The organism is Ignisphaera sp., from assembly GCA_038831005.1.
Classification (GTDB): domain Archaea; phylum Thermoproteota; class Thermoprotei_A; order Sulfolobales; family Ignisphaeraceae; genus Ignisphaera.
The window spans coordinates 47,412-74,265 of sequence record JAWBKZ010000005.1 but is presented as its reverse complement, the minus strand read 5'-3'; the positions used below and the strand labels follow the sequence as shown (position 1 = coordinate 74,265).

The 26,854-nt window shown below is 35.7% G+C and carries 28 protein-coding genes and 3 tRNA genes; 25 read left to right on the top strand and 6 right to left on the bottom strand.

Annotation, left to right across the window (positions count from 1 at the left end; all coding sequences use genetic code 11):
• Positions 1-4: 4 nt before the first annotated feature.
• The 5 genes from hypA to metG form a co-directional block, all read right to left on the bottom strand.
• Positions 5-406, bottom strand: coding sequence for a hydrogenase nickel incorporation protein HypA (gene hypA / locus QXK50_06790; GenBank protein MEM2008855.1), 402 nt, complete (start codon positions 404-406; stop codon positions 5-7).
• Positions 407-463: 57 nt separating this feature from the next.
• Entirely contained in the window at positions 464-1,144 is a 681-nt protein-coding gene (locus QXK50_06785; protein ID MEM2008854.1) for a hypothetical protein, read from the bottom strand.
• A gap of 33 nt (positions 1,145-1,177) precedes the next feature.
• Positions 1,178-1,714 (bottom strand): DUF359 domain-containing protein, encoded by a 537-nt coding sequence (locus tag QXK50_06780; protein MEM2008853.1) that lies wholly within the window; start codon positions 1,712-1,714, stop codon positions 1,178-1,180.
• Positions 1,715-1,726: 12 nt separating this feature from the next.
• Positions 1,727-4,717, bottom strand: coding sequence for an isoleucine--tRNA ligase (gene ileS, locus QXK50_06775; GenBank protein ID MEM2008852.1), 2,991 nt, complete (start codon positions 4,715-4,717; stop codon positions 1,727-1,729).
• 79 nt (positions 4,718-4,796) lie between these two features.
• On the bottom strand, positions 4,797-5,162 hold the full coding sequence (gene metG, locus QXK50_06770; protein MEM2008851.1) for a methionine--tRNA ligase subunit beta: 366 nt from the start codon (positions 5,160-5,162) through the stop codon (positions 4,797-4,799).
• A gap of 162 nt (positions 5,163-5,324) precedes the next feature.
• Here metG and QXK50_06765 point away from each other — a divergent pair.
• The 5 genes from QXK50_06765 to QXK50_06745 all read left to right on the top strand — a co-directional run bounded on the left by QXK50_06765 (position 5,325) and on the right by QXK50_06745 (position 9,505).
• A tRNA-Pro gene (locus QXK50_06765) sits at positions 5,325-5,438 on the top strand.
• A 276-nt stretch (positions 5,439-5,714) separates the two neighbouring features.
• Positions 5,715-6,053 (top strand): hypothetical protein, encoded by a 339-nt coding sequence (locus QXK50_06760; protein ID MEM2008850.1) that lies wholly within the window; start codon positions 5,715-5,717, stop codon positions 6,051-6,053.
• A 576-nt stretch (positions 6,054-6,629) separates the two neighbouring features.
• Positions 6,630-6,726, top strand: a tRNA-Asp gene (locus QXK50_06755).
• Positions 6,727-7,252: 526 nt separating this feature from the next.
• Positions 7,253-8,950, top strand: coding sequence for a hypothetical protein (locus tag QXK50_06750; protein MEM2008849.1), 1,698 nt, complete (start codon positions 7,253-7,255; stop codon positions 8,948-8,950).
• 51 nt (positions 8,951-9,001) lie between these two features.
• On the top strand, positions 9,002-9,505 hold the full coding sequence (locus QXK50_06745; protein MEM2008848.1) for a hypothetical protein: 504 nt from the start codon (positions 9,002-9,004) through the stop codon (positions 9,503-9,505).
• Positions 9,506-10,273: 768 nt separating this feature from the next.
• On the opposite strand, the gene QXK50_06740 is transcribed toward QXK50_06745, so the two are convergent.
• Positions 10,274-10,359 (bottom strand) — tRNA-Tyr (locus QXK50_06740).
• 233 nt (positions 10,360-10,592) lie between these two features.
• On the opposite strand from QXK50_06740, the gene QXK50_06735 reads away from it, so the two are divergent.
• From QXK50_06735 to QXK50_06640, 20 genes are all read left to right on the top strand, one after another.
• The gene (locus tag QXK50_06735) at positions 10,593-11,387 is read left to right on the top strand and encodes a P-loop NTPase (protein MEM2008847.1); all 795 of its coding nucleotides are present in this window, start codon (positions 10,593-10,595) and stop codon (positions 11,385-11,387) included.
• A 107-nt stretch (positions 11,388-11,494) separates the two neighbouring features.
• Positions 11,495-11,785, top strand: a complete 291-nt coding sequence (locus tag QXK50_06730) for a monovalent cation/H+ antiporter complex subunit F (protein MEM2008846.1) — start codon at positions 11,495-11,497, stop codon at positions 11,783-11,785.
• Positions 11,786-11,788: 3 nt separating this feature from the next.
• Positions 11,789-12,172: a monovalent cation/H(+) antiporter subunit G gene (locus QXK50_06725; protein MEM2008845.1), complete on the top strand. Its 384-nt coding sequence runs from the start codon at positions 11,789-11,791 to the stop codon at positions 12,170-12,172.
• Positions 12,166-12,423 (top strand): hydrogenase subunit MbhD domain-containing protein, encoded by a 258-nt coding sequence (locus QXK50_06720; GenBank protein ID MEM2008844.1) that lies wholly within the window; start codon positions 12,166-12,168, stop codon positions 12,421-12,423. Before QXK50_06725 ends, QXK50_06720 begins: the two co-directional genes overlap by 7 nt.
• Positions 12,410-13,219, top strand: coding sequence for a Na(+)/H(+) antiporter subunit B (locus tag QXK50_06715; GenBank protein ID MEM2008843.1), 810 nt, complete (start codon positions 12,410-12,412; stop codon positions 13,217-13,219). Before QXK50_06720 ends, QXK50_06715 begins: the two co-directional genes overlap by 14 nt.
• Positions 13,209-13,634, top strand: a complete 426-nt coding sequence (locus QXK50_06710; GenBank protein MEM2008842.1) for a sodium:proton antiporter — start codon at positions 13,209-13,211, stop codon at positions 13,632-13,634. Before QXK50_06715 ends, QXK50_06710 begins: the two co-directional genes overlap by 11 nt.
• On the top strand, positions 13,627-14,124 hold the full coding sequence (locus QXK50_06705; protein ID MEM2008841.1) for a Na+/H+ antiporter subunit E: 498 nt from the start codon (positions 13,627-13,629) through the stop codon (positions 14,122-14,124). Before QXK50_06710 ends, QXK50_06705 begins: the two co-directional genes overlap by 8 nt.
• Before the next feature lie 10 nt (positions 14,125-14,134).
• A complete protein-coding gene (locus QXK50_06700) occupies positions 14,135-15,781 on the top strand; it encodes a proton-conducting transporter membrane subunit (protein ID MEM2008840.1) in 1,647 nt (548 codons plus the stop codon).
• On the top strand, positions 15,778-17,295 hold the full coding sequence (locus tag QXK50_06695; GenBank protein ID MEM2008839.1) for a proton-conducting transporter membrane subunit: 1,518 nt from the start codon (positions 15,778-15,780) through the stop codon (positions 17,293-17,295). Before QXK50_06700 ends, QXK50_06695 begins: the two co-directional genes overlap by 4 nt.
• Positions 17,292-17,588, top strand: a complete 297-nt coding sequence (locus QXK50_06690; GenBank protein MEM2008838.1) for a hypothetical protein — start codon at positions 17,292-17,294, stop codon at positions 17,586-17,588. The genes QXK50_06695 and QXK50_06690 overlap by 4 nt, the downstream gene beginning before the upstream one ends.
• Complete coding sequence (locus tag QXK50_06685; GenBank protein ID MEM2008837.1) at positions 17,579-18,484, top strand: NADH-quinone oxidoreductase subunit H; 906 nt, start codon at positions 17,579-17,581, stop codon at positions 18,482-18,484. Before QXK50_06690 ends, QXK50_06685 begins: the two co-directional genes overlap by 10 nt.
• Complete coding sequence (locus QXK50_06680; GenBank protein MEM2008836.1) at positions 18,468-20,165, top strand: NADH-quinone oxidoreductase subunit C; 1,698 nt, start codon at positions 18,468-18,470, stop codon at positions 20,163-20,165. Before QXK50_06685 ends, QXK50_06680 begins: the two co-directional genes overlap by 17 nt.
• Positions 20,166-20,170: 5 nt before the next feature.
• Positions 20,171-20,668, top strand: coding sequence for a 4Fe-4S binding protein (locus QXK50_06675; GenBank protein ID MEM2008835.1), 498 nt, complete (start codon positions 20,171-20,173; stop codon positions 20,666-20,668).
• Positions 20,669-20,675: 7 nt separating this feature from the next.
• Positions 20,676-21,191, top strand: coding sequence for an NADH:ubiquinone oxidoreductase (locus QXK50_06670; GenBank protein ID MEM2008834.1), 516 nt, complete (start codon positions 20,676-20,678; stop codon positions 21,189-21,191).
• Positions 21,191-21,448, top strand: coding sequence for a hypothetical protein (locus QXK50_06665; GenBank protein MEM2008833.1), 258 nt, complete (start codon positions 21,191-21,193; stop codon positions 21,446-21,448). The genes QXK50_06670 and QXK50_06665 overlap by 1 nt, the downstream gene beginning before the upstream one ends.
• A gap of 6 nt (positions 21,449-21,454) precedes the next feature.
• Complete coding sequence (locus QXK50_06660) at positions 21,455-22,528, top strand: FAD-dependent oxidoreductase (GenBank protein MEM2008832.1); 1,074 nt, start codon at positions 21,455-21,457, stop codon at positions 22,526-22,528.
• 22 nt (positions 22,529-22,550) lie between these two features.
• Positions 22,551-23,084: a 4Fe-4S dicluster domain-containing protein gene (locus QXK50_06655; protein ID MEM2008831.1), complete on the top strand. Its 534-nt coding sequence runs from the start codon at positions 22,551-22,553 to the stop codon at positions 23,082-23,084.
• Between the two features lie 147 nt (positions 23,085-23,231).
• Positions 23,232-24,146, top strand: a complete 915-nt coding sequence (locus tag QXK50_06650) for a methylene-tetrahydromethanopterin dehydrogenase N-terminal domain-containing protein (protein ID MEM2008830.1) — start codon at positions 23,232-23,234, stop codon at positions 24,144-24,146.
• 22 nt (positions 24,147-24,168) lie between these two features.
• Positions 24,169-25,101, top strand: coding sequence for a formylmethanofuran--tetrahydromethanopterin N-formyltransferase (gene fhcD / locus QXK50_06645; GenBank protein ID MEM2008829.1), 933 nt, complete (start codon positions 24,169-24,171; stop codon positions 25,099-25,101).
• Between the two features lie 14 nt (positions 25,102-25,115).
• Entirely contained in the window at positions 25,116-26,852 is a 1,737-nt protein-coding gene (locus QXK50_06640) for a formylmethanofuran dehydrogenase subunit B (protein ID MEM2008828.1), read from the top strand.
• The last annotated feature ends 2 nt before the right edge of the window (positions 26,853-26,854 follow it).

The following is a 26,854-nucleotide window of genomic DNA, read 5'->3' as shown; positions in this document are numbered from 1 at the left end:
GAGATCAACTTATCTCGATAGCTATACCTCGTCCACCGACAATACTGAAGTCATGTGAGTTACATTGAGGGCATGAGATATATACATGAATTACTTCTGGAATGAAATGTATACATTCTTTAACAGATTCATCAAGAATATCTAGAGCTGGTCTCCATATGTAGCCACATCTGGAGCATTGCAAAACCACATTCTCTTTTTCAAAAACAATATTATCAACATTAATATCTAGAGAATTTCTAGTCAATTTGAGTAACTCATCAAGAGCGTACTTAAGTATTTCTCTATCTATTTGCTGCAATTCTCCCAAAATTATCTTGAGCCTACTGAATCTGTTTACACCAACTTCTTTAGCTCTTCTTACTAATGCTTCTACAATTCCTTCGGCTAAGGCCCACTCATGCATAGTTTCCACCACACACTTGTTTCTGGCTACAGTAATTAGCTAAATTAAGCTATCAGGTTATGTTAGAGTATATATACCATTTTTAGTGTAATTGAATAGATGTTCAATAGTATTATACAAAAAGTTCTGTATATCAACAACCCATAGAACTATATCATCATCGGTCTTTACCTCTGAATCTATGGTGAATGTAACTTCGGAAATATCGTCATACAGAAGCGTCACCATAATATTGTACATTTTTAAATGTTTACCTACAGTTTTTCCGCGGATTACAACAATAGTTATGTTATCTATATGGTGTTTCTCTTTAGTTTCGATAACTACTCCCAAACTCGATAAGGACTTCATAAGCTTATCCATATTAATATGATCTATTTTGAATGTACTCCTTAGAGAAAGCTGAATATCTCCAAAAGATTTGCAGAACTTGCTGAAGGTTTTATCGAGATTGTGAAAAATGTCTTGAATGAACCGTAGAGTTGACGTCGAAAGAGAATTAACTGAGTCAAAGATTATACTGAGATGTAGCTCATAAGAAGTATTTATGAATAATCTGATCTCGAAGTTGCTACCTATTACAAATATATGTGAACATATTGGCTTCTCGTATACTATAGATACAGACTCATCTTTGAACATCTTAAAGAGAGCATAACATATATCATCTAAACCATGTGGATCTACAAGATATCTCCTGGATAAGCCTATTACATTATTGAAACGCTGAACAGCCATAGCGCTTTCCTAAATATTTTACTCGCTTAACCACTAAGATTTGAATTGTGAAAATAGATTTATAGCTGTTTCTATGAATTTCTCACCATCTATTACTGCTACACCTTTAGATGGAATTCCATAGACAATGTATGTAATTTTATGAGTATTTAAAGCCGTAGCTAACACTAAAAGATCTTCTTCACCATTTACTATAATTAAACATCGACGATGTGAATTGATCGCGTTATTCAATACATCAAGACACTCTTGAGAGATCGTACCTGGAGGATTTGAGCAACGGGTTACACAATCGTAGCATTCCATAATTTCAGCCATATAATTTATAGGTATTCTAAGGGATTTCCCGTCAATTACACATATTCTTGGTATACCAACAAACTTAAGAAAAGTATAGCAAACGGTGTCTCCGATAACAGCTACCCTATGTAAATCACAATACAGCTTAGCTCTTAGCGAAAGACCTACATATTCCCTGGAACCTATAACAACAGTTAATGAGCCTTCAGCATACACATGTAATTCTGCCAAAATCTTCCTTAGATTGTTTGGAAGAATATAAAGTCTCATCTCTACTTCTCTTTACAGCTCTATGGCTATGTATATTTTCTGATCTTCTATATCGAATTCTATAGAGTTACTAGGTCTCGAAGTTACTAATACTACTTCCTTAGCTCTTGTTTCTCTAGCTATATACTCTCTAAATTTAGTTACAGCTCTGCGTATGGCTTCAGATTCTGTATATATAGATACCTTGTTGAGTACATAATCTACAGGAAGGCTCCTTTCCTTACGTAACATTTGAATCCTCCTAACGATATCTCTCACAAACCCTTCATGCAGTAAATCTTCATCCACTGTAATGTCTACGTACCCCTTTAAGTACTTAAGGTCTATCTCGATTAACCCAGAGGTATCTATACTCTCGGTACTGCTGTAAACAAGTATCTCCTTAACATTAGCATATGTTTTCACAACATCTATAGCCTTCTCGTAGAGGTTCTTATCAGCATCATTCGTTATTATCATCACTCTCTTTAATGGCCATCGCCTCTTGATCCCATATTTAGATCTTGTAGCTAGGACCTCTTCAGATAACCTAAATAACGTTGATACACATTCCCATAACTTCTTATTGAGCAGATTTTCTGGAATTGTTGGAAGTACCTCGATATGAACACTTTCCTTAACTTCATTTTCTTTCGCATATTTTTTAATAAATGCTTGATACAAGTACTCCGATACATAAGGTGCAAAGGGTGCCAACACTTTGATGAGTGCTGTAAGCACCATGAACAATATAGCGTAAGCAGATCTTTTCTGTGGAGCTTCTTCTTCAAGCCAGACTCTAGGTCTTATAACGGTTATGTATTTGTGGCTCAATACGTCGACTATGAAGTTCAATAACCTTCTTGTAGCCAAATGCAGATCTCCTGAGGTTATGTGTTTATCAATATCGTTAATCATCATATAGAGTTCGTATATGAACCAGTAATCTTCTGCCTTAAGATGCTTAAGATCCTCTTCTATTGATACAGCACTCCATCTGTCTAGATCCATATACGTTTTAGCAAAATTAACTGAATTCCATAGTATATCTAGTATTCTCTTCACGTCTTTAACTTCATCAGGATCAAAGTTTATACTATCCCATGGAGCAGATTTAGATAATAGATACAGCCTTAGAGAATCTGCACCGTTTTTCTCCATAAAGTCTAAAGCCCATACAACATTACCTCTGCTCTTACTCATTTTCTTACCATACTTATCTAGTACATGACCTTGACACAATATTGTCTTATAGGGCACTGCATTATGCATAATTATAGATGTAAACAACAGGGTATAGAACCATCCTCTTGTTTGATCAACAGCTTCTGTAATCCAGTCATACGGAAACAGCTCATTGAATCGATACTCTTCGTTTATTTGTACTAGTGAAGCTGTATGTGCTACACCACTATCCATCCATACATCTACTACATAAGGTTCCCTATACATATCGTTTCCACATCTAGGACATCTAAACACAATTTTATCGATCCACGGTCTATGCACATCTTTTGGAGCTTCACTTGTTTTTGAGAGCTTCTTTATTTCTTCAATACTTTCTACAGCAACCCTATATCCACAGAAGCTGCATGTCCATATAGGCAAAGGTGTACCCCAATACCTCTCTCTAGATATACACCAGTCTCTAGCATTCTCTATCCAATCAGAAAATCTTTTTCCCGCCCACTCAGGATACCATGTAACCTTTTCATTCTCACGCAACATAGTGTTCTTGATAGGCTCTATCTTTATAAACCACTGTTTATCTGCATAGAACATTAGTGGTGTTTCACATCTCCAACAATGCGGATATTCGTGCTGAAGAACCCCCACATGTACAACAAGATTCTTTCTTCTTAGATCTTCAATTACAATGCTATTGGCTTCCTTAAACCATAGCCCTCTATATTTGCCAGCCAATTCATTAAAAACACCATTTTTCTGTAGACTATTGAATACATTTATGCCATATTTTTTACATAATTCAAAATCTTCGGGACCGTGGGCAGGAGCTATATGTACTATACCTGTTCCTTCTTCCATGCTAACCCAATCAGCTAACAAAATTCTGTGATTCAGAGGTTCATGATTTATATGCGCAGGAACTTCTTCTAGTAATGGATGAATATACTTCTTATTAAATAGTTGTGAACCTTTAAGTGCTTCAATAACCTCATAACCATTTATTTTTGCTTCAGAGATTAATGCTCTTAATCTCTTCTCAGCTACAATCCATATCTCATTTCCTACCCTAAGCTTTAGATATATCTCATTTGGATTAACAGCTATAGCTTCATTATCTATAATAGTCCAGGGGGTTGTTGTCCATGCTATAAGGTATGTATTTTCTTCGTCAACTAGCTTCACTTTAAAGAAGAGACTAGGATCCTCTACTGTGTTATATCCTTGAGCTACTTCATGAGAACTTAGTGCCGTTTCACATCTAGGGCATATTGGTACAACCCTAAAATCCTCGTATAGATAACCTTTTTCCCATGCTTTTTTCAGAAATCTCCATACAACCTCTATGTATTTGGGGTTCCTTGTCTCATAAGCATTATCGTAATCTAGCCATAGTCCAAGCCTTTCACTACCTTTTCTCCACTGACTTATATAGAAATCCACAATTTTCTGACACTCTTGAACGAATCTATCAACACCATAAACCTCTATATCCTTTTTCGTCTTAAACCTCAAGTTTCTCTCAACTTCAAGTTCTACGGGTAGTCCTTGCGTATCCCATCCAGCTTGATCCCATACACAGTAGTCCTTGAGTCTAGCATAACGAAGTACAACATCTTTATAGGTACGTCCTCTAGCATGTCCTACATGCATGAATCCATTAGTTGTTGGAGGACCTTCGAGGAATCTGAATAACTTCTTATTATCATTTCTGCATTTTTCTTTCTTGACTTTCTCATATATTCTATGTCGTTTCCAGAAATCCATCACCCATTTCTCTACAGATATAGGGTCATAACGTCCCTTTATAGATGGTGATACTAATTCTTCTAAAGACAATGTACATCCACTTCAATCAGCTACACTAGGTATTTTACCAATTGTGAGTGAAACTTTATAAAGCTTATTTATATCGCGTCTAGCATACCTTTGAACCTGGCTCTACAGGTTCCATTACCGTTAATATACTTGGTTTACCTTTACTACACGTAGCTAGAATCATTCCTTGACTCTCATAACCCATTAACTTTCTAGGCTTCAAATTAGCTACAACGATAACATATTTGTTAACAAGATCTTCAGGATTGTACCATTCAGCTAGACCAGCTATAATTTGTCTTACTTCTGAACCTAGATCTACAATCAGTTTTATCAACTTCTTTGAGCCTGGTATATGTTCAGCATTTCTAATTAAACCAACCCTTAAATCTATTTTCTTGAAAAACTCTATATCAATCAACTCATGCACATTGTTTTTATCTTCAATGAGACTGTTGGTGCTCATCTATCTCACCTACATGCATTAACCACAATAGTCAAATAAATGTTTTAAACACAGAATTTGATAGACCAAGTTTACCTATGTTTCAATATACAAAAATTATACAGACTAGTTTTGATTAAACCATTACCTTTAAAATCTACTACACAATTACGAGCTAGTTGGGGGCCCGTAGTCTAGCTTGGCTAGGATGCGGGGTACACCTTAGATTAGGTGCCCGACTCGGGACCTCTTCAGCGGAGATCCCCGTGATCCCGGGTTCGAATCCCGGCGGGCCCACTGGTAACTATTTCTCTTATCTTTTGTAGCACCATATCTTTGTCTACATCAGGTCTTAGTAATGATATTGTTAGCGTTTGGTGACCAACAATATCCTCTGCGATACCGGCTCTATAGAGATGGAGTGCTAAGTCGTATGCTAATGTTCCATCAGATTTTATTATCAGTATCTTTCGTCCTTGTCTACTCTTAGCTAAAAGAAACACAGGTGTTTTGAGAAGTCTGTAGAGTATTGATGCGATAGAGGTTGACTTATAGGGATAATTTCTATGGCTAATGTCTATAAACCTAATATTGAATATTCTTATAGCACTTAAAGCAATTTCATTCGCTATAGCTTTAAGCTCTTTAAAATCATTTTGCGATCTGCTAACAAACTGCTTGATATCAATACTGAACGGTATAGATAATCTAGGTAGAGGTTCTGTAAGCCAGTTAACTGTTTTTACCCATAGATCTTTATTCTTGGATTTAATTAGTGTTCTGGAAATAGCTACAACAATATCCACCAGTCTTCTATCTATGGACTTGATCCTAAGCTTATCACCTCCTTTCTCAATGAACGATACAGCCTCTATGAATGCTCTCAATCTATCAGTAACATCTAGTCCATGAGATTTCAGCAAATTATACACAAGTACTGCTGTTGCAGATTTACCTATGACAAGGTTTACTGTACGTGATCTTATTTCATCAGCATGAATTGCCGTGGAAATATGGTGATCGACATACAGTACCTCTGCTCCCTTTTCCTTGAATATGGACAGAGCTTTATTCATAAACTCTGAGTAAGCTATATCAAGAATAACTATGTACTCGACCTCAATATCTTTAATGTTTCTGAAATCTCTAATTATAGATCTTGGTGATGTGGGTATCAGTTCGACATTACACTTCTTGTTCACAGGATATATCCCTAGAACAGTTTGTGAATATAGTATTTCTGCAGCAGAAACAGCACCATCTATATCCCAATCACTAAACACAACTACTGCCATCCATTAACACCATCTATTAAGATCCCGCTTTCCTTTAATGCTCAATATAGTGTACTCACTTTTAAATTGTTTATAGAGAATAACAGTAAACAAACTACTAATGCTACAATTCAACCCTGATTATAGCTAAACCAGCAATGAACATAACAACATAAAGCTTATAAGGAGACCACAAAAGAAATCCTAATGGTGTGCCGCGGTAGTATAGCCAGGCCAGTATGCGGGCCTGTCGCATATCTTTGGCGTGCAGAAAGCCCGTGACCCGGGTTCAAATCCCGGCCGCGGCGCCAAATAAACTACGACTTGAGTACTGTTCATGTCACCTGAAATACTTCATTGCTCTTCAAGTTCGAGGCTGGAACACAAGGAACATCAATACATTACGGAGTTAAAATAGTAAACAGCGTAATTCAGTAGTATGATCTACAAACAGAAATCGGAGATACCAAGACGTTTTGATGCAAATTGATTTGAAAGAGGTGCCCTGGGGCTACATATCTATCTGATACCACAATAGCTAGATTAGACCATAAAGCGTATGAAAACATCTATTGTAAGCGAATCAGCAATCCCTAATGTGTTTAAAGTAGATAACATGTTATTCTTATCAGAGTGCATGGTTTTCAAGATCGAAGAGTCTGTGCCTTAGGTAATGATGGTAACAACATGAAACCAAAGCTTAATGGATTCCCATAGGGCATATTTAATTAAACTTAGTAGATATGAATTACATCTTATATACTGTTTCTTTCAGTTAGGGAGATACCTATCGTAATCTTTTCGTTAAGCCACAAAAATTTAACTAGAAGAAAAATATTGATACAATTTATTTTAGTACTCTCTATCGTTATTCTAGAGACTGCGATACTGGTCATCAATATTGATGACATTAAGGTTTCGTCATTTGATGAATTTCCACATAATCCAAATAAACTTGGTATATACCTTGGCTATACATTGAGTGTAATATTATTACCTTTCGTTTCTGTTGCTTCTCTGAATGTTATCAAGAGTGTTCGTAATATATATAGATCTCTTGCTGTAAAAAGTTTAAGATTTAATTCTATTGAAATAGCGATAAAATACGTGAACATCCTTATAACTATGTTGCCATTGACATTACTGTTAATGGTATCAGGAATTATTTTTAGATTGTATGTATTTACACTTTTTTCGTTGGTACCACTAATATTCCTCGGATACGTAATTGCAAAACCTTTTGTTGATGTATATGATCATAGCAAAAATATTGAAAATGAGCTTAAATGGTTTCTTATCTTGATGATTGTTACAGAAAGTGTTAGAGCTAACATAGGGTTCCTTATAGATAAGTTAAAACGTACACGCATTCTATCTGCAATCACAAAAGAGCTTACAGTCATTAATAGAGATTCTCTACTTTATTTACCTTCATATATCGATTCCTTTATTCATAGAGCTAAATACACACCCAACTCTAGATTATCCAACATGTTTACCGGTTATGCAAGTAGATTGCGTAGTGGTGGTGATACTGTTTCTTGGCTAAGATCTAAATTAGGCGAGGAACTTACTATTAGCGAATTTTCTGCAAAACTTTATAGCGAAAGAATTTCAAACATCTTCGGACAGATTATGTTGGCGCTCTATGCACTTTTACCACTTGTAGCTATTTCCACATATGCTCTGAATATAACTACAGTTATGCTGTTAAACACAGCTGTGACGCCACTACTTGTGCTTACCATGTACACAATAAGACCAAAATCCTTAGATATTTTCCCCATGAAGCACCTATTCATCACCTTAACGGTAATGGTACTATCATCACTCCTACTCTACGTATTTATGGGCTCTATCTCATTAGCTATAGGATGGATTCTAGCCTTAATATTGTCACATAGATATCGGTCTATTCTAAAAGAGATATCGATTCTAGAAAAGGATTGCATAGAGATTATGAAACTCATGGTTGAACTTCGAAGAAATGGTTACGATGTAGCTAAAGCCATAGAATATATAATATCCACGAATACACTCAATGAAACTACAAAAAGAAAACTTAGGCTCGCTTTAACCATGCTTCGTCAAGGTGTATCTCTAACAGAGACTTCAATGAAAATCCCCACCCATAGTTTCTTGTTCAAATTCACGTTATTTACATTAGGACTAGTACATGAATGTGGTGGAGGAGATCCAGAAGTATTTCAAGCAGTATACGAATATATTAACAAAATTAGTATACTGCAAAATGCTGTTAAGAAGATTAGTACTCTTTTTGATGTTTTCGCATTGGTAAATACGGTACTGATTGTATGGATATGGAGAACGTTGATACCTCTTCATACATCACTCAGCTACATGGGTATAGGATCAGCATTCGGAATAGACATAAATATGCTATACTTACTCATATACTCGTCACTATTGGGCTACACAATGGTTTCAAGCACATTACGTACAGGTTTACCGGTTATCGAGTTTAGGTCAATAGCTTTTCTGGCAATAGGAACTCTACTTCCTTTGCTACTTTGATTGCCTACATGAACACCTTATAAATACAGCAACAGATTAGGGATAAAACTGTTGTTAACAATATGTAATGTAAAGAAAATTGATAAAGGCATAAGCGAATTACTTGCTATCGTTATAGGTATCGCTATAACAATAGCTATAGGTGTAGCATTCTATACATTTATACCCAATTTTGTGAACACATTTATACAGCAACAAAAGGTAGGCATTGTAGTGACATCGACATCGGTCATAGATAAAAACACTGCTATAGCAACAATATCTGTTAGAAATCTAGGGACAAGAGACATCCATGCATTAAGCATAATGATTGCTACTAACAGAAGCATTAATCTAGAACTTCTATCTCCTACACCAAGTACCACTAGCAATGGTAGAATAGATATAGATCTCAGAAACTCTATCCTTTCACCAGGCCAGGAAATACCATTAATAATCCGGTTATCAACTCATGACAATAGCCCCTTAATAGGTAAAAAAGTGGGTCTCATAATTACAGCAAAATTTGTTGATAACGTTTATACCTCTGAATCTCTAGCATTAACTATCATATAGCTCTGATTACGTTAATGCGTAACCTCAAATCTTTTAACTTTTTAACCATCTTCGACTAGTGGTAAATATTCTACTTTATAAAGTCTATTCAACGATTAGTATAGTGATGAGCCACCTAATATACTGTACATTATTTAGTATACAGGTGTAGTAACAATACATAAGAATTCGATATAGGGGTAGAGCTAAAACTACTTCACAGAACATCAAGATAAGTATAGAGCATTGCTACATCTAATTAGAGTCTTCACAAAATAACGAAATCTCATTACAAGTTTCCCAACAAGTTAAAAGAATTACTATCTATTACTATCATGTAACAAAATCACAGTAACACTAGATTAATAGATAACAAATATTTAGTATAGTAGATTTAGGATAGGGTACTTGATGACTCAACCATCTTTTTGTGCATTAGGGATGACAACAGGCAGTAACAAATGTGAAATAGATAGATACATCTGTACAACTAATTTATATTCATATCAAATAAATTTTTATAATTTTTAAAACATATTGTTTTTGTACAAATGATGTATTCGGCAGGAGCTGAAATATGATGTAACTTTCCATGGACTGAATTTCTAAATAGAATTATAGCGTAAATCAGATGGTTGATCTCTCGTCATCTATCCCAGATCACCTCCCTCATCATCAAATTTCTAAACCGCTCGTAAATGATCTATACAACAATATTAAATGCTTGACTACAACTACATCTGTATAACATATAGTGTATAACAATAGTATCATTAACATTATGGTTAATCCCGCCGGGGGGACTTGAACCCCCGACCACCCGGTATCTACCCGCCTCACTACAGCCGGGCGCTCTGCCGCTGAGCTACGGCGGGATTTTATTCTGTACACTACCTAGTGGTGTGAAGCTATATATTTTTTGCTTCATTCATTTTCAATGACTTTATCTTACTAAACTTATTGGATCAATGACTTAGTCCATTTGTGTTGGACGATCATCAGTTTGTTATGTGCTATTACTATCTAAAAATAATACAAAGTTTTATTAATTCTCTATGTCACCATAACAGTTATATTCCAACTAAAGGTAACAACTCGATGATGATAGATGTCAGTAACATCAGTTATAGAGACTCTTAATCTAAAAAATGTTAGGAATGCTATAATCGTTATGAGTGGGAAAGGTGGTGTAGGAAAATCTTTTGTAGCTACATCTCTAGCAATAGCCTTAAAAAATCTTGGATATAGTGTAGCTATTCTTGATGCTGATATTCATGGACCTAGCGTTCCATGGATTTTAGGAATTGAAAATAGCCTCATGGGAGCATCTATTGAGGGTAACCTTGTTCCACAAGAAGTTGATGGTATAGCTGTTGCATCTTTTGAACTTCTCTTGAGTCAAAAATATAACCCCATTGCCTGGAGAGGCCCCCTTAAGACACGGGCAATAATTGAGCTTGTAACAAAAACTATGTGGGGAAATAGAGACTTTATGGTAGTCGATATGCCTCCAGGTACAGGAGATGAACATCTAACAATAATTCATACGCTTAGATCTATAGTTAGAGGAGCTCTTCTTGTTTTAACACCAGGAAACCTTGTGGCACATATAGTTAACAAAGTTAGATTGTTCCTGAAAAATACTAACGTAGATCTTCTGGGAGCTATCCTAAATATGTCCTACTTCAGATGTCCTGTATGTGGATCTACTCACAAGATTTATGGCGAAATCAATCTTAGTGAGACACCAATTCTGGCTGAACTACCTATAAAACCGGAATTATCTCACGCTTTAAATGAAGGAAAGCTTCTCGAATATTTACAGAAACAAGATAAAGATCTTTTAACAGTATTCATAAACTTATGTTATAATATTTTGGGAAGATTGGAACACAACACATAGAAATACTATTATTGTTTGCCTCTATGTCTTCGATGTATTAGAATAAAATAGAGCCATTAAGAGTTAAAGTTAAATAGTTCTATCTGTCTCAGTATAGATGATGTAAAATGGTTATCGATATAGAGTCCTGGATTTCTTCATTTCTTATGTTTTCTATAACTATATACATAACTTCGTTTTCACTATACTTAGTTAGAATAATTAAAGGACCAACATTACCAGATATGGTAATAGCTATTGATGCCTTGGGTTACGATCTTGCCGCCTTCTTCATTGTATTAAGCGTGCTCTTTAGATCCCCTATTCTAATCATATGTGCTATTGTTTTAACTCTATGGATTTATGCTCTCGATATATATGTGGCTAAGTATCTAGAACATAAAGAGCTAGGCGACTGAATTATGCAAGAGACGCTCAACCTAATATTAGTCATAATTGGGCAAATAATGGTGGCTATAGGTCTTTTATGTGATATTATAGCAGCAATTCTTATGATAAGATTCCCCAATTTCTATGTAAGATTGCATGCATTAACTATTGGAAGCATTGGTGGAGCTGTTGTACCAATGATAGGTGCTGGACTGATAGCATTAGGCTCTCCCTTTCTAGGTGACCACAGATGGTATTTAGCTGGAGGAGCATTTGTTGCAGCATTCTTTACATTTATCCTTGGTGGAGCTGGTACTCATGCCATCTCTAGAGCGGCTCATAGATCTAAGACAGTTGTTCTTGATCCTTGTTACGTAGATCATCTAGCTGAAGATAAAGGTGAGAAAACATGTTAGAGGAGACAATATTCATAATCATAGGGCTCATCTCGATGATCTCTGTTTTGTTTGTAGCTTTAGCAATAGTTTCGAAGGATCTTCTAAAAGCTATAATGTTTTCAGCAGTACAGAGTACTCTCTACGCTTTTCTTCTCTTTCTCTTAATGGCACCAGATATAGTACTTGTCTACATAGCTATATCTGTAGGACTTCTACCATTAATATCTATTGTACTGATTAAAAAGGTGGGAAGATATGAAAAAACATAGAGAGATGATATTTATTACACTTTTGATAGTAATCATGTTGGTAATATTAATACCAACACTACTAGGAGGCATTGGACCTATACCTCATGGAGATATAAGACCCTTGGCTAAAGCTTATCTCAACTCAACATTCAATATCTACATCAAAGATCTATGGACAGCATCACCTGAAGCCGTTGCAGCTATTGTGTGGGACTATAGAGGTTTGGATACATTCTATGAAACGATAGTTTTCTATACAGCTATAGTAAGTTGTCTAATCCTGTATAGAGAGATACTAGGTAAGCGTGATATTTCGAAAGGTGAAGGATTAAGTATTGTTGTAAAAAGGGTTACAGCTATATCGCTTCTAGGAATCTTGGTAGTTGGCGCTTCTACAGTCCTTCACGGAATGCTAACTCCTGGTGGAGGATTCCAAGGAGGTGCTATAATGGCTGTAGCGCCAGTTATTGTAATAATAGTCTTCTCAAGACTTTTAGTCGATACCTCTAGATTATCGTACAGTAAAGTTGTAACTTTCAGAAATCTAGCTATATTAGGTATAGCATTAACAGCATTAATACCAATAATTCTAGGTTTTGGTAATGCTTTTATATTCCAAAACCAGTATAAACGTTCCACAAACTTCTCATATCCCACATACATATTCGATGTACCTATGGGTGGTTCTCTATGGTTTTTAAACCTATTTGAGGGATTAGCAGTCTTTATGGCATTCTATCTAGCTTTCAATATAATTCTCTATAGCGAAGAAGTATCCAAAGAGGTTATCCTAGGTGAAGAATATGGATATTAGGGTTGCTATGTACATAGCCACCATAGCTTCGCTTTATGTGAATATAGCATTATGTATCTATGGAGTTATATCTAAACCTAACCTAATTAAGAAATTCATAGCTTTAACTATTCTTCAAGACTCTATAAATGTCTTTCTAATACTTGGTGGATATAGATTATGGAGACCAGGATTATTATTACAACCTCCAGTATTACTCAATTGGTCACCTACAGATGAAGATCTGAAGCAGTTCCTGATGAGATCTGTAGATCCATTACCTCAAGCGCTAGTTCTAACAGCTATAGTCATAGGTTTAGCTGTTAACACATTTTTAGCTATAATGATAATTCATCTCTATAGGCATTTCTCTACAATTGACGTAGATGAAATAGGTAGTATGAAAAAGGTGATGATAGTTGAAGAGAGTGCTTAAAGCTATAGCGCCAACTATTATCGCCTTTACCATATACATAATATATACAGGTTCTCTAAAGGTATATGATCTTGTGAGTGGTGCAGTTGTAGCCATAGTGATTGGTTCAATACTATCTCCAATGTTAGTAGAGGACTGGAGAAAAAGCTTGGATATTAAGAGATTTCTATATCTAATTGTATACATCTTACGTTACTTCTTAATAGATGAGATGAAGGCCCATATACATGTAATTAAATTAGGTCTCTCGCCTAGAATGTCTATAAGGCCTGGGATAGTTAGAGTTCCAATAGGTTCTAAAAGTGATTATGCTTGGACCCTTGTGTCTATATCAATTACTAATACTCCTGGAACAGTTGTTGTAGATGTAGATAAAGAGAAGGGTTTAGCGTATGTTAATTGGATAAATGTTACAACTACTGATCCTTTAGAATGTTACAAGAATATTGCGCAAGTTTTCGATAGCTATGCCAAAAAGATATTTGATTAAGTGATGAAAATTGTTTAATCATGAACTTGCATTAATACCATTAGTACCAACTATTATAGCTCTCATTATACCCCTTCTTGCTTTAGTTACAAGAAACAGATATATTTATTCGTTTCTACAGCTTTCTGCTGCAATCATGATGCTTATATTGTCATTGATTGTTCTAAAGAATGTTTTGCAAAACGGAGCTATTGTCTATGCGTTTGGTGGCTGGCCTCCACCTATGGGCATAGTTTATGTAGCTGATTTCATTAATGCTGTATACGGATTACTTGCATGTACAATATTTTTCCTAGTCTCACTATATACTTTCTGGTACTATAAAGTAATTAGAGATTATGTATGGCATACACTTCTGTTTTTACTCTTAGTTACAGGTATAACAGGTTGCATCTATACTGGTGATATATTCAATTTCTTCGTTATGCTCGAAGTCCTAGCACTATCTTCATACGCTCTTGTTTCATTCTTTAAGAAAAGGAAGTGGGCTATAGAAGCTTCAGCAAGTTATGCATTTATAGGTTCTTTAGCAACGACATTCTTTCTCTTTGGCGTAAGCTTTCTATACCTATCTTTTGGAACACTAAATATTGCCGATCTCTCAGCTAAAGCTCACAACTATAATTCGATAATGAGTCACTGGAGTGGAAACTGTACTGATAATATCTGTATAGGAAACATTGTGTTAGCTTCAGCCACAGCTACAGCATTCATGATCTGGGCACTAACTTTCGAAGCAGGTCTCTTTCCTAATAATTACTGGCTTCCAAGCGCATATACTGAAGCACCTACACCAGCTTCAGCAATCTTTGCAGGCATAGTTGATAAGGTTGGAATCTATGGTATTTTGAGGCTATTTTTAACAATATTTACACCTTACGGCTCAACTCTGATGTTTAGGTTATGGGGAGTATCTTTTAGAGACTTTATACTATATGTTCTAAGTGTACTTGGTTTTATAACAGGACTTCTTGGAGCTCTCATAATGACCATTCAAAAAGATATTAAGAGACTTTTATCCTATAGTACAATAAGTCATATAGGGCTTATGTTCATGGCTATGGCTGGTTTAACATCAAGTCAAACCGAAGTAACTATAGCGTTAACCTTAACAGGAATAATCTTTCACAGCATTACACATGCTCTAGGAGAATCAATGGTTTTTATGGGATTAGGAACTCTAGCTAGTATAGCAAACAGTAGAAAAATTAACGATATATATGGTTATGGAACAATGTATCCATACTTGTCTATAGCTATAGTTATTGGTTTATTGAGTCTTCTAGGTATTGCCCCTTTAGCAGGCTTCTTCAGCAAATATATACTTTTTCTTGCACTAATAAGTGCAAATTTCATTTATTATGCAATAGCATTAATAGTAATATCAGGTATTACTGCTATAGGTTATTTTAAACTTATATATGCTCTTTTCCTTCAGAAACCAAAAGAGAACAAGAAAAGAGTTGACGTAACCATAGCAACAATAGTGTGCATGATCATGGCAATAGGATTAATGATTCTGGGAATGATATCTATTCAGGGAGAACCTTACACATTTCTATACAGCAACAATATTCATGTCTCTTCAATAGATGGTGTTAAGCAGTATATAAAAATAGTTGAAGATATTGCCAGAATATTGGGTGATAAACCTTGATAGTTGTTGAAGAATCTTTCAAAACCATTTATTTCATACTTATTATAGTGACACTAATCTTTATAGTTATTGTTGGAAGCTTCAAAAAGATTAGAAAATTGAGATTCATAGGATATGTAGGATTAGTTCTCATGACTCTAGTAACATATGGCCAAGATTTCATAGATACACCTTCATTAGTATTCTCATGCCTAGCATTAGCTATAGGCTTTTCTGCATCAATGTATAGTGATACATATGAATTAAAGAAATACAGATCCTCAGACTTACATATACTTATAGATCTCTTTGCTCTATCAATCTACTTGACTTTTCTAGCACCCACTATTGCTTTATTCATCATCTTCTGGTTTCTCTCCGAAATCATAGGTTTTTTCACAATAGTGTACGAAATAAGAACTGAGACATTTAGAGCAGGTTTAAGATATTTAGTAGTATCAATGGTACCAGCAGATCTAGCTTTAATGAGTTTTTTAGCCTATTTATCCTTAAATAGAGGATTCCTAAATGCATTATCTACGTATTTAACTGATATTCCATTGGTGACAAATATAATGCCTCTACATATATCTTTAATAACTATATTAGGTTTTTCAGCTAAAGCAGCTATAATTCCTTTACACTTTTGGCTACCTGATGCACATTCACTTGCGCCAGCACCTGCATCAGCTCTTCTTTCAGGTGTGATGGTTAAGATGGGGATATATGGTGTAATGAGAACCCTACCTATAATCGATACCCAGATTACACCAGCGATTCTTACTGGTTTGGGGATCCTTTCAGCTATATATGGAGGATTTATGGCTTTAGTTCAAATAGATATAAAGAGGATCTTAGCATATAGCACAATAGAAAATACAGGACTAATGATGATCTCTCTTATGATCTACAAATTGACAAATAGTGTACTAGCATATAGCACGTCAATATCTCTAGCATTAGCTCATTCATTATTTAAATCTGCATTATTTCTCAATGCAGGAACAGTTGAAGTAATTGCTCATACAAGAGATATAGATAGGTTAGGTTTTTTAGTGAAAATAGCTCCAAAAGCATCTACATCAGCATTAATTTCAGCTCTATCGCTAATGGGTATACCGCCTACACTTGGATTTATAGCTAAACTTTTATTGTTCGTATTGTTGATAGAGTTCATAACATTTAATACTCTATGGGGGATATTTCTACTTGTTTCTATAGTAATGGCTTTGTCTCTAGCAATAATATACAGCATAAAGTATTTGACGGTTTACTGGGGATCTTGGAAAACAAAGAAAATAGACGTTGTCCATGTATCTGAAGAACAGTTAGTGAAATGGGAATATATACCAGCTATATTAAGTTTAGTACTATCACCTTTGATGCCTCTGATTCTTAACATACCCATAACTATGGATGTAATTATTTCGTTAATATTAGCATTAACGTTATTCACTATAGTAACAATGTATGTATACTCACGAGTTAAGCACATAACTCACGATACTATATGGCTTGGAGGAGAACTACCTTGAATTATACAGTCGCATCTATAATAGAGAGAATTACTGAAACATTGAAACGTAAAGGAAGTAAGATAATAGCTGATAGTAAAACGAAATTCAGTAAACTAGTAAACATCTTCGTATATGTACATAAGGCATTATCAAAAGAGGACAAGGTCATTGATATAGCTAAAGCTATAGCTATAACACTTCAAAAAATCCAAGGCTCTCTAGAAGATTCTCTTTCAACTCAATCTCTATTCTTAGAACTACTTTCCGTACTCGCCATAGTCACAGTATTGGTGGTCGCTTGGTGGAGCTAATAACGATCTTAACCACATTTCTGTCTGTATGTTTGTATATATTTATACCACCTATACTTGATGGTATAGAGCGTAAGATTAAGGCCAATATACAGACTAGGTATGGTCCTCCAACAATTTTTCAGACATGGTATGATATACTTAAATTAATGTCTAAGGAATTAATTATGTCTACAAAAGTTAGATATCTAATTCTACCTCTATCTATATCGTTAACCTTAACACTATTTCTAGCCATAGTCATATCACTTTCTATAGTATCTACCACATCTCTATTATCATTTTATCCCTATGCTGCCTTATTTCTTGTGATTGTGATATCTATACATGCACTACATCTACTACTATACATATCTTCAGCAAATCCTTTCTCAATCATAGGCACATTTAGGATTATCTCTATAGATGTGGCTAATGAAGTTGGCTTTGCAGCCTTCTTGGTATTAACTATGGTGTCACGTTATGTTAATAGCTCAGCTAGTCTATCCCTTTTTATACTATCCTTTATACCTCTATTGATAGCTGTGTATGTATCTAGTAGGAGACTTCCATATGATTTACATGAAGCTGAACCTGAACTAGCTTCAGGTTCAATAATAGAGCTATCAGGTCCTATATTGGGATTATACATATATAACCATCTTCTTGAAAAATATTTACTTATCTCTATACCTGTAGCTTTAATTATGTTAATGTTTGGATTGAACGTAGGTAACCAGAGTTTACATCTGCTTCTTCTTCACATATTTGCAGCAATAATCTATATGGTTTTCTCTATAGTTAGTACAATTCTCGGAAGATCGAGAATTGATTTAGCTTTCAAAACCTTAATACTAATATACTCACTAGCCATAATTATCTGGATTGGTGTATACATATTTGAGCAAACTCTATAACGTTGATGCTAACAGTAAGTTCAATGAGGTTTACTTAAACGAATTTATACAAAGTATACAGGGCATGGCAAGAATTGAGGAAAGAGGGACGGATTTTCTAAGAGTTGTAACACTGAAGAATAATCTCTACAATGTTATTGAGAAGTTACTGAAGATTAAGGATGTTTATCTGAGGACTATGGTTTCATCTGATGAAAGGACCATTAACGGTTTCTTTAAGCTTTATTACGTTTTTGGAATAGATACATTAAGCAAGAGTGTTATTATTGAAGTTCCACTAACAGAAAACGATCTTATTGTGCCCACACTAGTTAATTTAGTTAAAGCAGTTGATTGGTACGAAAGAGAGGCCCATGATCTCATGGGCATAAAATTTGCTGGAAGGAATCAGTATAGATTTGTATTACCAGATGATTGGCCTACTGATGTATATCCCTTAAGAAAGGATTACGCTATTCAAGATCTAATGAAACTCTATACACCAAAAGTTATTGAGCGTGCTAAAGAAGTTGAAGCTGAAGCAGTAACAATTATCCCTATAGGTCCTTATCATCCAGCATTACATGAGCCTGAGTATTTTGAACTATACGTAAGAGGTGAAAAAATTGTTGATGTTAGGTACGTAGGATTCATGGTGCATAGAGGTATAGAGAAACTTGGAGAATCAATGAAGTACAATCAAGTACCTTTTCTAGCTGAAAGGATCTGTGGTATATGTGGTTTCGTACATTCTACATCTTATTGTCAAGCAGTTGAACAGGCTCTTCAAATTGATGTACCTGAAAGAGCGCAATACATACGATCTATAGTACTTGAGCTAGAGAGGCTACATAGCCATTTGTTATGGCTTGGTGTAGCCTTCCACCTCCTAGGTTATGATACAGGTTTCATGCACTCGTGGAGAATCAGGGAACAGGTAATGATTTTAGCAGAACTTTTAACAGGTAGTAGGAAGACTTATGGAATCAATATTGTTGGAGGAGTCAGAAGAGATATTGATGAAGACAAAATTAGGAAATCTCTAGAAGTACTGAAGAATGTTGAGAAGGAATTCAAGACATTTATCGATATAGCTGTATCTGTTCCACAGGTTAAAGCACGACTTAAGGGAACAGGTATTCTGCCTAAATCAGAAGCACACGCACTTTCACTAGTAGGTCCAACTGTTAGGGGTTCTGGTATACCTCGAGATATAAGGAAGGATTATCCTTATGCTGCATATAGGTACATACACTTCGATGTAGCTGTTCAAGATGAATGTGATAATATGGCTCGAGCATTAGTACGTATTGATGAAATCTTTGAAAGTATAGACATATTGAGACAACTTCTAGATAAGCTTCCAAAAGGCGCTATAGCTGTAGAAAGTTGGGATCCCGAGCCACATAGGATAGGTATAGGATCTGTTGAAGCTCCACGAGGAGAGGTTATACATATGGTTATAACAGGTATTTACTCTCCATATAGATGGAGGGTACGTGCTCCCACATATCAAAATCTTCCTGCAGTACCAATAATGCTTAGAGAAATAGAACTAGCTGATGCTCCTATTACCATAGCTAGTATTGATCCTTGTTTTTCATGTACTGATCGAGCACTAATTATAAACATTAAGACGGGCAAGATAGAGGGTGTACCTCTGTATGTTTTGTCTAGAAAAAAGTTAGAAGCTGTTAGGTGAAGAATATGGTTCAATTCCTTAAGATACTACCTATTTCAGCTAAAATAGGTACAGTTACAGTAATGTATCCCTATGATAGACCTCTAGTTACAGAGTCATTCAGAGGCGCTATAGAGGTTGATCCAGATAAATGTATAGGGTGTGGTGCATGTACACGAATATGTCCACCTAAAGCATTAAGCTTTATTCAAGAAGGAGAGACATTAATACTGAGATATTTTGTGGGAAGATGTATCTTCTGTGGTATGTGTGCCGATACATGTCCTGAGAAAGCTATAAAGATTACAAAAGAATTTGAACTAGCTTCAGATCAGATCTACGAACTTTATAGCGATGTACAACACAGCCTTAGCATATGTAGAAAATGTGGCAAAAAATTTGTTACAAGAAAATTAATGAATAAAGTAAAGAACCTTGTTAAAGAACTTCCAGAAGAACTGTTGGAGTTGTGTCCAAATTGTAGAAGAATTGAATCATTATTAAGAACGACAACCACGAGATGAAACGCCTATGAAGATTGATACAATAACTAATTTTAGTGAAAAGGATCTAGAGAAGGCTTTATCGAAATTAAAGAGAAGCATATGGGTATACCATCTTAATACTGGAAGCTGTAATGGCTGTGATATAGAGATTCTTGATGTGCTAACTCCTTGGTTTGATGTAGAAAGATTTGGCATAAGACTTGTGGCCAGCCCCAGACATGCCGATCTAGTTCTTCTCACAGGCCCCATAACTGTAAAGACTTTATCAAAAGTTATCAAAGCATTAAGAGCTGTACCTAGACCCCGGCTAGTTATGGCTATAGGATCTTGTGCTGTAGGTGGAAATATATGGTTTGAATCATATTCAACGATAGGAGGCTTCTATAAAATTCTCGACAAACTGCACGAGATAGATGTAGTGATAGACAAAGTAGTCTATGTTCCTGGATGTCCAGCTAGACCTGAAGCGATAATATATGGTGCAGCAATACTCTTAGGTTTATTGAAACCAAAAAAACACTATAAAAGAGTTGAAGCTTGATGCGTCTAAAATCAGTTTTATGTAGAGTAATTGGACAATCATCTATTCCAACACTACTACCAAGACATATCGTAGCTCCTATAGCGTTATGTAAGCACCTTAAAGAAGTTGACGTTAATAAGCTACCAAAGGACGTTATAGAAATGCTAAAGAATAGAGGTTATAGCATTATAGATGATCCAGCAAAAGCCTTAGAAATTATAGGGGTAAGCCTAGCTGAAAATGAGTATGTAAAAATTTTTATAGTAGAATATTGAATCTGTATGTATAGTAATGATATAGGGATAGATATGCGTTACGCATTTCTATGTAAAAATAGAGGAGGTAAGAGAGGTTCTATAGCCATAATTGGTGGAGGTCCAGCTGGATTAGCAGCTACAGGCTATTTATCATGCATGGGTTACGACGTTGATGTTTATGATAAACTCCCTTATGCTGGAGGCTTAATGATGTTTGCCATACCTAGCTATAGAATATATCCCGATAATGTTATAGAAGGTGTTGAAGATCTTCGAGATAGGATGTCTGTTAAGTTTTACCTAAAGACTAAAGTCTTTACGAAAGGTCAATCAAGACATGATGAAGGAGACGAATTTGTTGAAAATACCACAGCTCTTGAAGAGCTTGTGGAAAAATATGACACAGTTCTCATTGCTACAGGCACATGGAGCTCAAGGAAACTTGGCATTGAAGGTGAAGACAGTAAGAATGTTTTAACAGCACTTGAATATCTATATCATTGGAGACTCTATGAAGAAGGTCTAATACAAGAGAAGCCAATTAAAGGAGACAAGGTAGTAGTTATTGGCGCAGGTCTTTCAGCTATTGATGCAGCTGAAAAAGCATTAGAAGAAGGAGCTGAAGTCTATATAGCCTATAGAAGAACTATAGCAGAAGCCCCTGCAGGTATATATACAATAAATAGCCTAATTAGGGAAGGGGCACATTTCATAGAGCTTGTCCAACCATCTAAAATAATAACCTCTAACAATATTGCCACAGGAATCGTACTCACTAAGATGAGACTTGGTGAACCTGATGAAACTGGTAGACCTAAGCCTATTCCCGTACCAGGTTCAGAGTTCGAAATAAATGCCGATCTTATTATTCTTGCTGTAGGCGAAATACCTACACCACCATTCATAGACAAGTTCTCAAGTATCTCGTTAGATAGATCTCGAAGAATAATTGTAAACAAATTCTATCAAACAAACCTAGATAAAGTATTTGCGGCTGGAGACGTAGTAATAGGTCCTAGCTTCATAGGTAGAGCTTTCAGCTCGGGACTTAGAGCAGCTAAATATCTAGATAGTTTTTTAACCTACAGAAAAATGTAGATATCTAATGAAGGTAATTAGTATGTCTAACCCAGATAAAGGAACTGCTCCAGGATTAGAAATTAGAGTTAGAAGGTTCATACTATATGATAAGTGTATAGGCTGTTATACCTGTGAAGAAGTGTGTAAATTCCTAAATAGTGAATATGCATTTATAAAATTGTATGAAATTGAAAGTGGTTTAAGTAAACCTATATCGTGTTTCCATTGCGTTAAAGCACCATGCGTAACAGTATGTCCAACCAATGCACTAATATTTGATAAAAGTGGTGCAGTAATTGATAGAACTACTAGATGTATAGGTTGTACTTCATGTATAATTGCATGTCCATTTGGTATACCAGAACTAACTCCTATAGGATACGTAATTAAGTGCGATCTATGCTCTAAACTACGATCTGAAGATCTGGAACCGGGATGTATTGCTACATGCCCAACTAATGCAATCATATGGGGAAACCCCGATGAAATTGTAAAGAGATCACGAGAAAGAACACTCTATAGATTGGTTGGAGCGTTTAAGCTTAGTGAAAAGCAGTTCCACTATTCAGATTAATTCTAAGCCTATTGCAAAAACTCATAATAACGGTATTATATCAGTTGATTATATATTTAGTTATTTAAATATTATCTCCATATAGGATTGCTTATACATGTAAAAAATTTTTAAATAGATTTTACATAATAATTCCAAGGTGTACATATGTCTAGTTCATTTAACCAGCCAAAATTAGCCATACTGTTTCTAGATACAGATAAGCACGTGAGTCCATTTGAACCATTGATGGTTATAGATCTGTTTCCTGAAGCTCATATACTCTTGTACAGTAATGTTGAGCCGGAAGATGTTCAAAGAATAGTACAGGATGCCATGTTTCCAAGAGGATCTAAGGGCATTAAATACACAAAGATGTTTATAGGGGGTTATGATGTTGAAAAAGTTGAAAAAATAGTTGAAATAGTTAAAAAAACTATGTTTCCACCTTTTGAATTTGCAGTAATAGTTGATCCACGTGGTTCAAACACTACTGCTGCTGCAGCTGTAGCCAAGATGTACCAGCTATCTATAAAACACGGCTTTAGCGACTTCAAAAACAATAAAGTTGTAATACTTGCTGGAACAGGTCCTGTAGGTTTTGCTGCAGCTGTTATGTTTGGTCTCGAAGGTGCAAGTGTATACGTGACTTCACGTAGCATTGAAAAAGCAAAAGCTATTGCGGATAGAGTAAATAAAGAGGTAGGTCTTAATGTCGTTGAAGGTATTAAGGCTCATACTCAAGAAGAGATATGTAAAGGTATTGAAGAAGCTGACCTAATACTTGCTTCAGGTGCTGCTGGTATCCGATTACTGAGTCTAGAAACACTTAAGAAATGCGGTAAAAAGGTTAAAATAGTTGCAGATGTTAATGCTGTACCACCAACTGGTATAGAAGGACTAGAACCAAATGATGAAGATAAAGAGATCCTTCCGGGAGTTTATGGTGTTGGAGCTTTAAGGATAGGCTCCTTAAAGAACAAGATCCTTGCTGAACTATTTAAACGTGTTGCTGAAGTACCTAAAGGTATATTTGATTATAGAATTGCATGGGAAATAGCAAAACAGCTCGTAAGCAAGTAATTAAATAAATTCGGTGTATGTATTGACACTTAAACTTGGCTCAGTAGTAGTTGAAGACACATTTGCAGAAGCATTTCCTATGTATGCTACACGAATAATCGTTACAGCTATAAACCATAAATGGGCACTTATAGCAGCTAAAGTTGCGACAGGATTCGGCACCTCAGTTATTGCTTCTCCGGGAGAATGCGGTATAGAGACGCTACTTTCACCTAAGATAACACCTGATTCAAGACCTGGAGTAGCAATACAGATATACCATACTGATCCAGCTAATCTGAAGATAGTTACACTTACACGAGTAGGGCAATGCATTCTTACCGCACCAACGACAGCAGCATTCGATGGATTACCAAAAATGAAGAGAAGAATCAGTATAGGTAAAGCTTTAGCGAAATTTGGTGATGGTTTTGAAAAAGAAGATACAATGTATGGAAGAAAAGTATGGAGAATACCTGTTATGGAGGGAGAATTCATTATTGAGGATAGTTTTGGTGTTATTAAAGCTGTAGCTGGTGGTAATATACTAATATTAGCTAAAGATCTTGAATCCGGTCTCAAAGCAGCCGAAAAATCTGTAAAAGCTATTAGAAAGTACGCAAGAGGCATTATAACACCATTTCCGGGAGGCATCGTTAGATCAGGTTCAAAGGTAGGATCTCTTAAATACCCTAAATTAAGAGCTACCACGAATCATCTTTACTGTCCTACATTAAAAGAAATGGTTAAGGATACAAAAATTCCTCAAGAAGTTAACAGCGTTTTTGAAATAGTCATAAACGGACTTAGGAAGGAGTACGTACTTAAAGCGATGGGTATAGCGATAAAGGCTGCAGCCTCGGTTCCTGGTGTCGTAAAGATTGATGCTGGTAACTATGGGGGTAAACTGGGACCTTACCATCTGTATCTGAGAGATGCTCTAGAAATAGTAAAGAATATAGACATCCGTGTGTAAGTTGGTGATAAATTATGCAACAAAGTGTTTCACCATCTCTATTTGTTTTAAATATTGGCAGGTCTATTATGCAAGGAGTTTCAATGGAAAGTGAAGGTAAGTGGTCTGAGCAATATATAAAATCTATTGCATATGTCGAGATGAATCCTGATGATGCGAAGTTCTTAGGCATCACCAATAGAGTAAAGATATCGAGTGAATATGGTTCTATAGTCCTTCCAGTAAGAATAAGCGATAGAATTCGTAGAGGCTCCATCTTTATACCTATGGGTCCCTGGGCAAACTTCATAGTTAATCCAGATACCGATGGTACTGGCATTCCATATCTAAAGAGTACAAGAGTCGTAATAGAGCCCACAGAAGAGCCTGTAACAACCCTAAATGATCTTCTCAGATCTCTAAATGCAAAAATAATAAAGGTGCCTCTAGCGGACAAAGAGATAAGGATTGGAGATAAACGTGTAGAAGAAAATGTTGTATGTCCATTCTGTGGAGATCTTTGCGACTATCTCAAAATCGAGATTGAGGGTAATAAAATAGTTAGAAATATCGGTGGATGTGCAATATCAATATCAAAATTTTTGAATTATCACAAACATCGAATAATTAAACCCTATATAAGAATTGATAATGAGTTGATAGAAACTGATGTAGAGAAGGCTATAGAAAGAGCTGCGGAAATACTAATTTCATCGAAATACCCACTAATATTTGGTCTCTCAAATACATGTGTAGAGGCTATAGAGAAGGCTGTAGAGCTTGCAGAGATACTTCATGGGGTTATAGATAACACATCTGTGGTTTGTCATGGCCCTACTGTTCTAGCAGAACAAGAGGTTGGTGTTGTAACTTCAACCTTTGCTCCAATACTCCATCTATCCGATTTAGTTGTGTTCTGGGGATGTAACCCAAGAGAAGCACATATGAATCACATAACAAGACTGGTGATGGCTAAGGGAAGGTTTTCTGAAGGACGCAGACAGAGAAAAATTGTTGTAATAGATGTCAGAAAAACTTTAACCGCAGATCTTGCTGACATATTCATACAGATTGAACCTGGAAAAGATCTAGAGCTTATAACGGCTTTACGGATGGCTGTAAGAGATCTAGAGATAGAGAATCCTGTTATCGCAGGCGTTCCTAGAGAGAAGGTGCTAGAGCTTGCAGATATAATGAGAAGTGCTAGATACGGAGTTATATTCTTTGGCATGGGTTTAACACAGAATGAAGCTAGATATAAGAATATAGAAGAAGCTATAAGGCTTATCCAAGACCTTAATGAATGGACTAAATTTGTATTACTTCCCATGCGTGGACACTACAATGTTACTGGTGCAAATCATGTTTTGCTGTGGAATACTGGTTACCCATTTGCAGTTGATTTTGCTAGAGGATTTCCGCGAATGATTGTTGGAGTCACTTCTGCACCAGATCTATTAACATATGGTGATGTTGATGCTGCATTAATAGTAGCTAGTGATCCAGCTGCACATCTTCCAAGAAAAGCTGTCGAGCATCTTTCCAAAATTCCTGTAATCGTCATAGACGCTAAATGGTCTCTCACAACAGCTTTTGCAGATGTGATACTTCCCGCAGGCTTGGTAGGTATAGAGTGTGAGGGTACAGCTTACAGAATGGATGGCGTACCCATATACATGAAGAAGCTTGTTGATCCTCCACCTAATGTGTTATGTGATAAAGACCTTTTGGAATTACTTCTAAATAAAGTTAAAGAGTTGAAGAAGGTGTAATA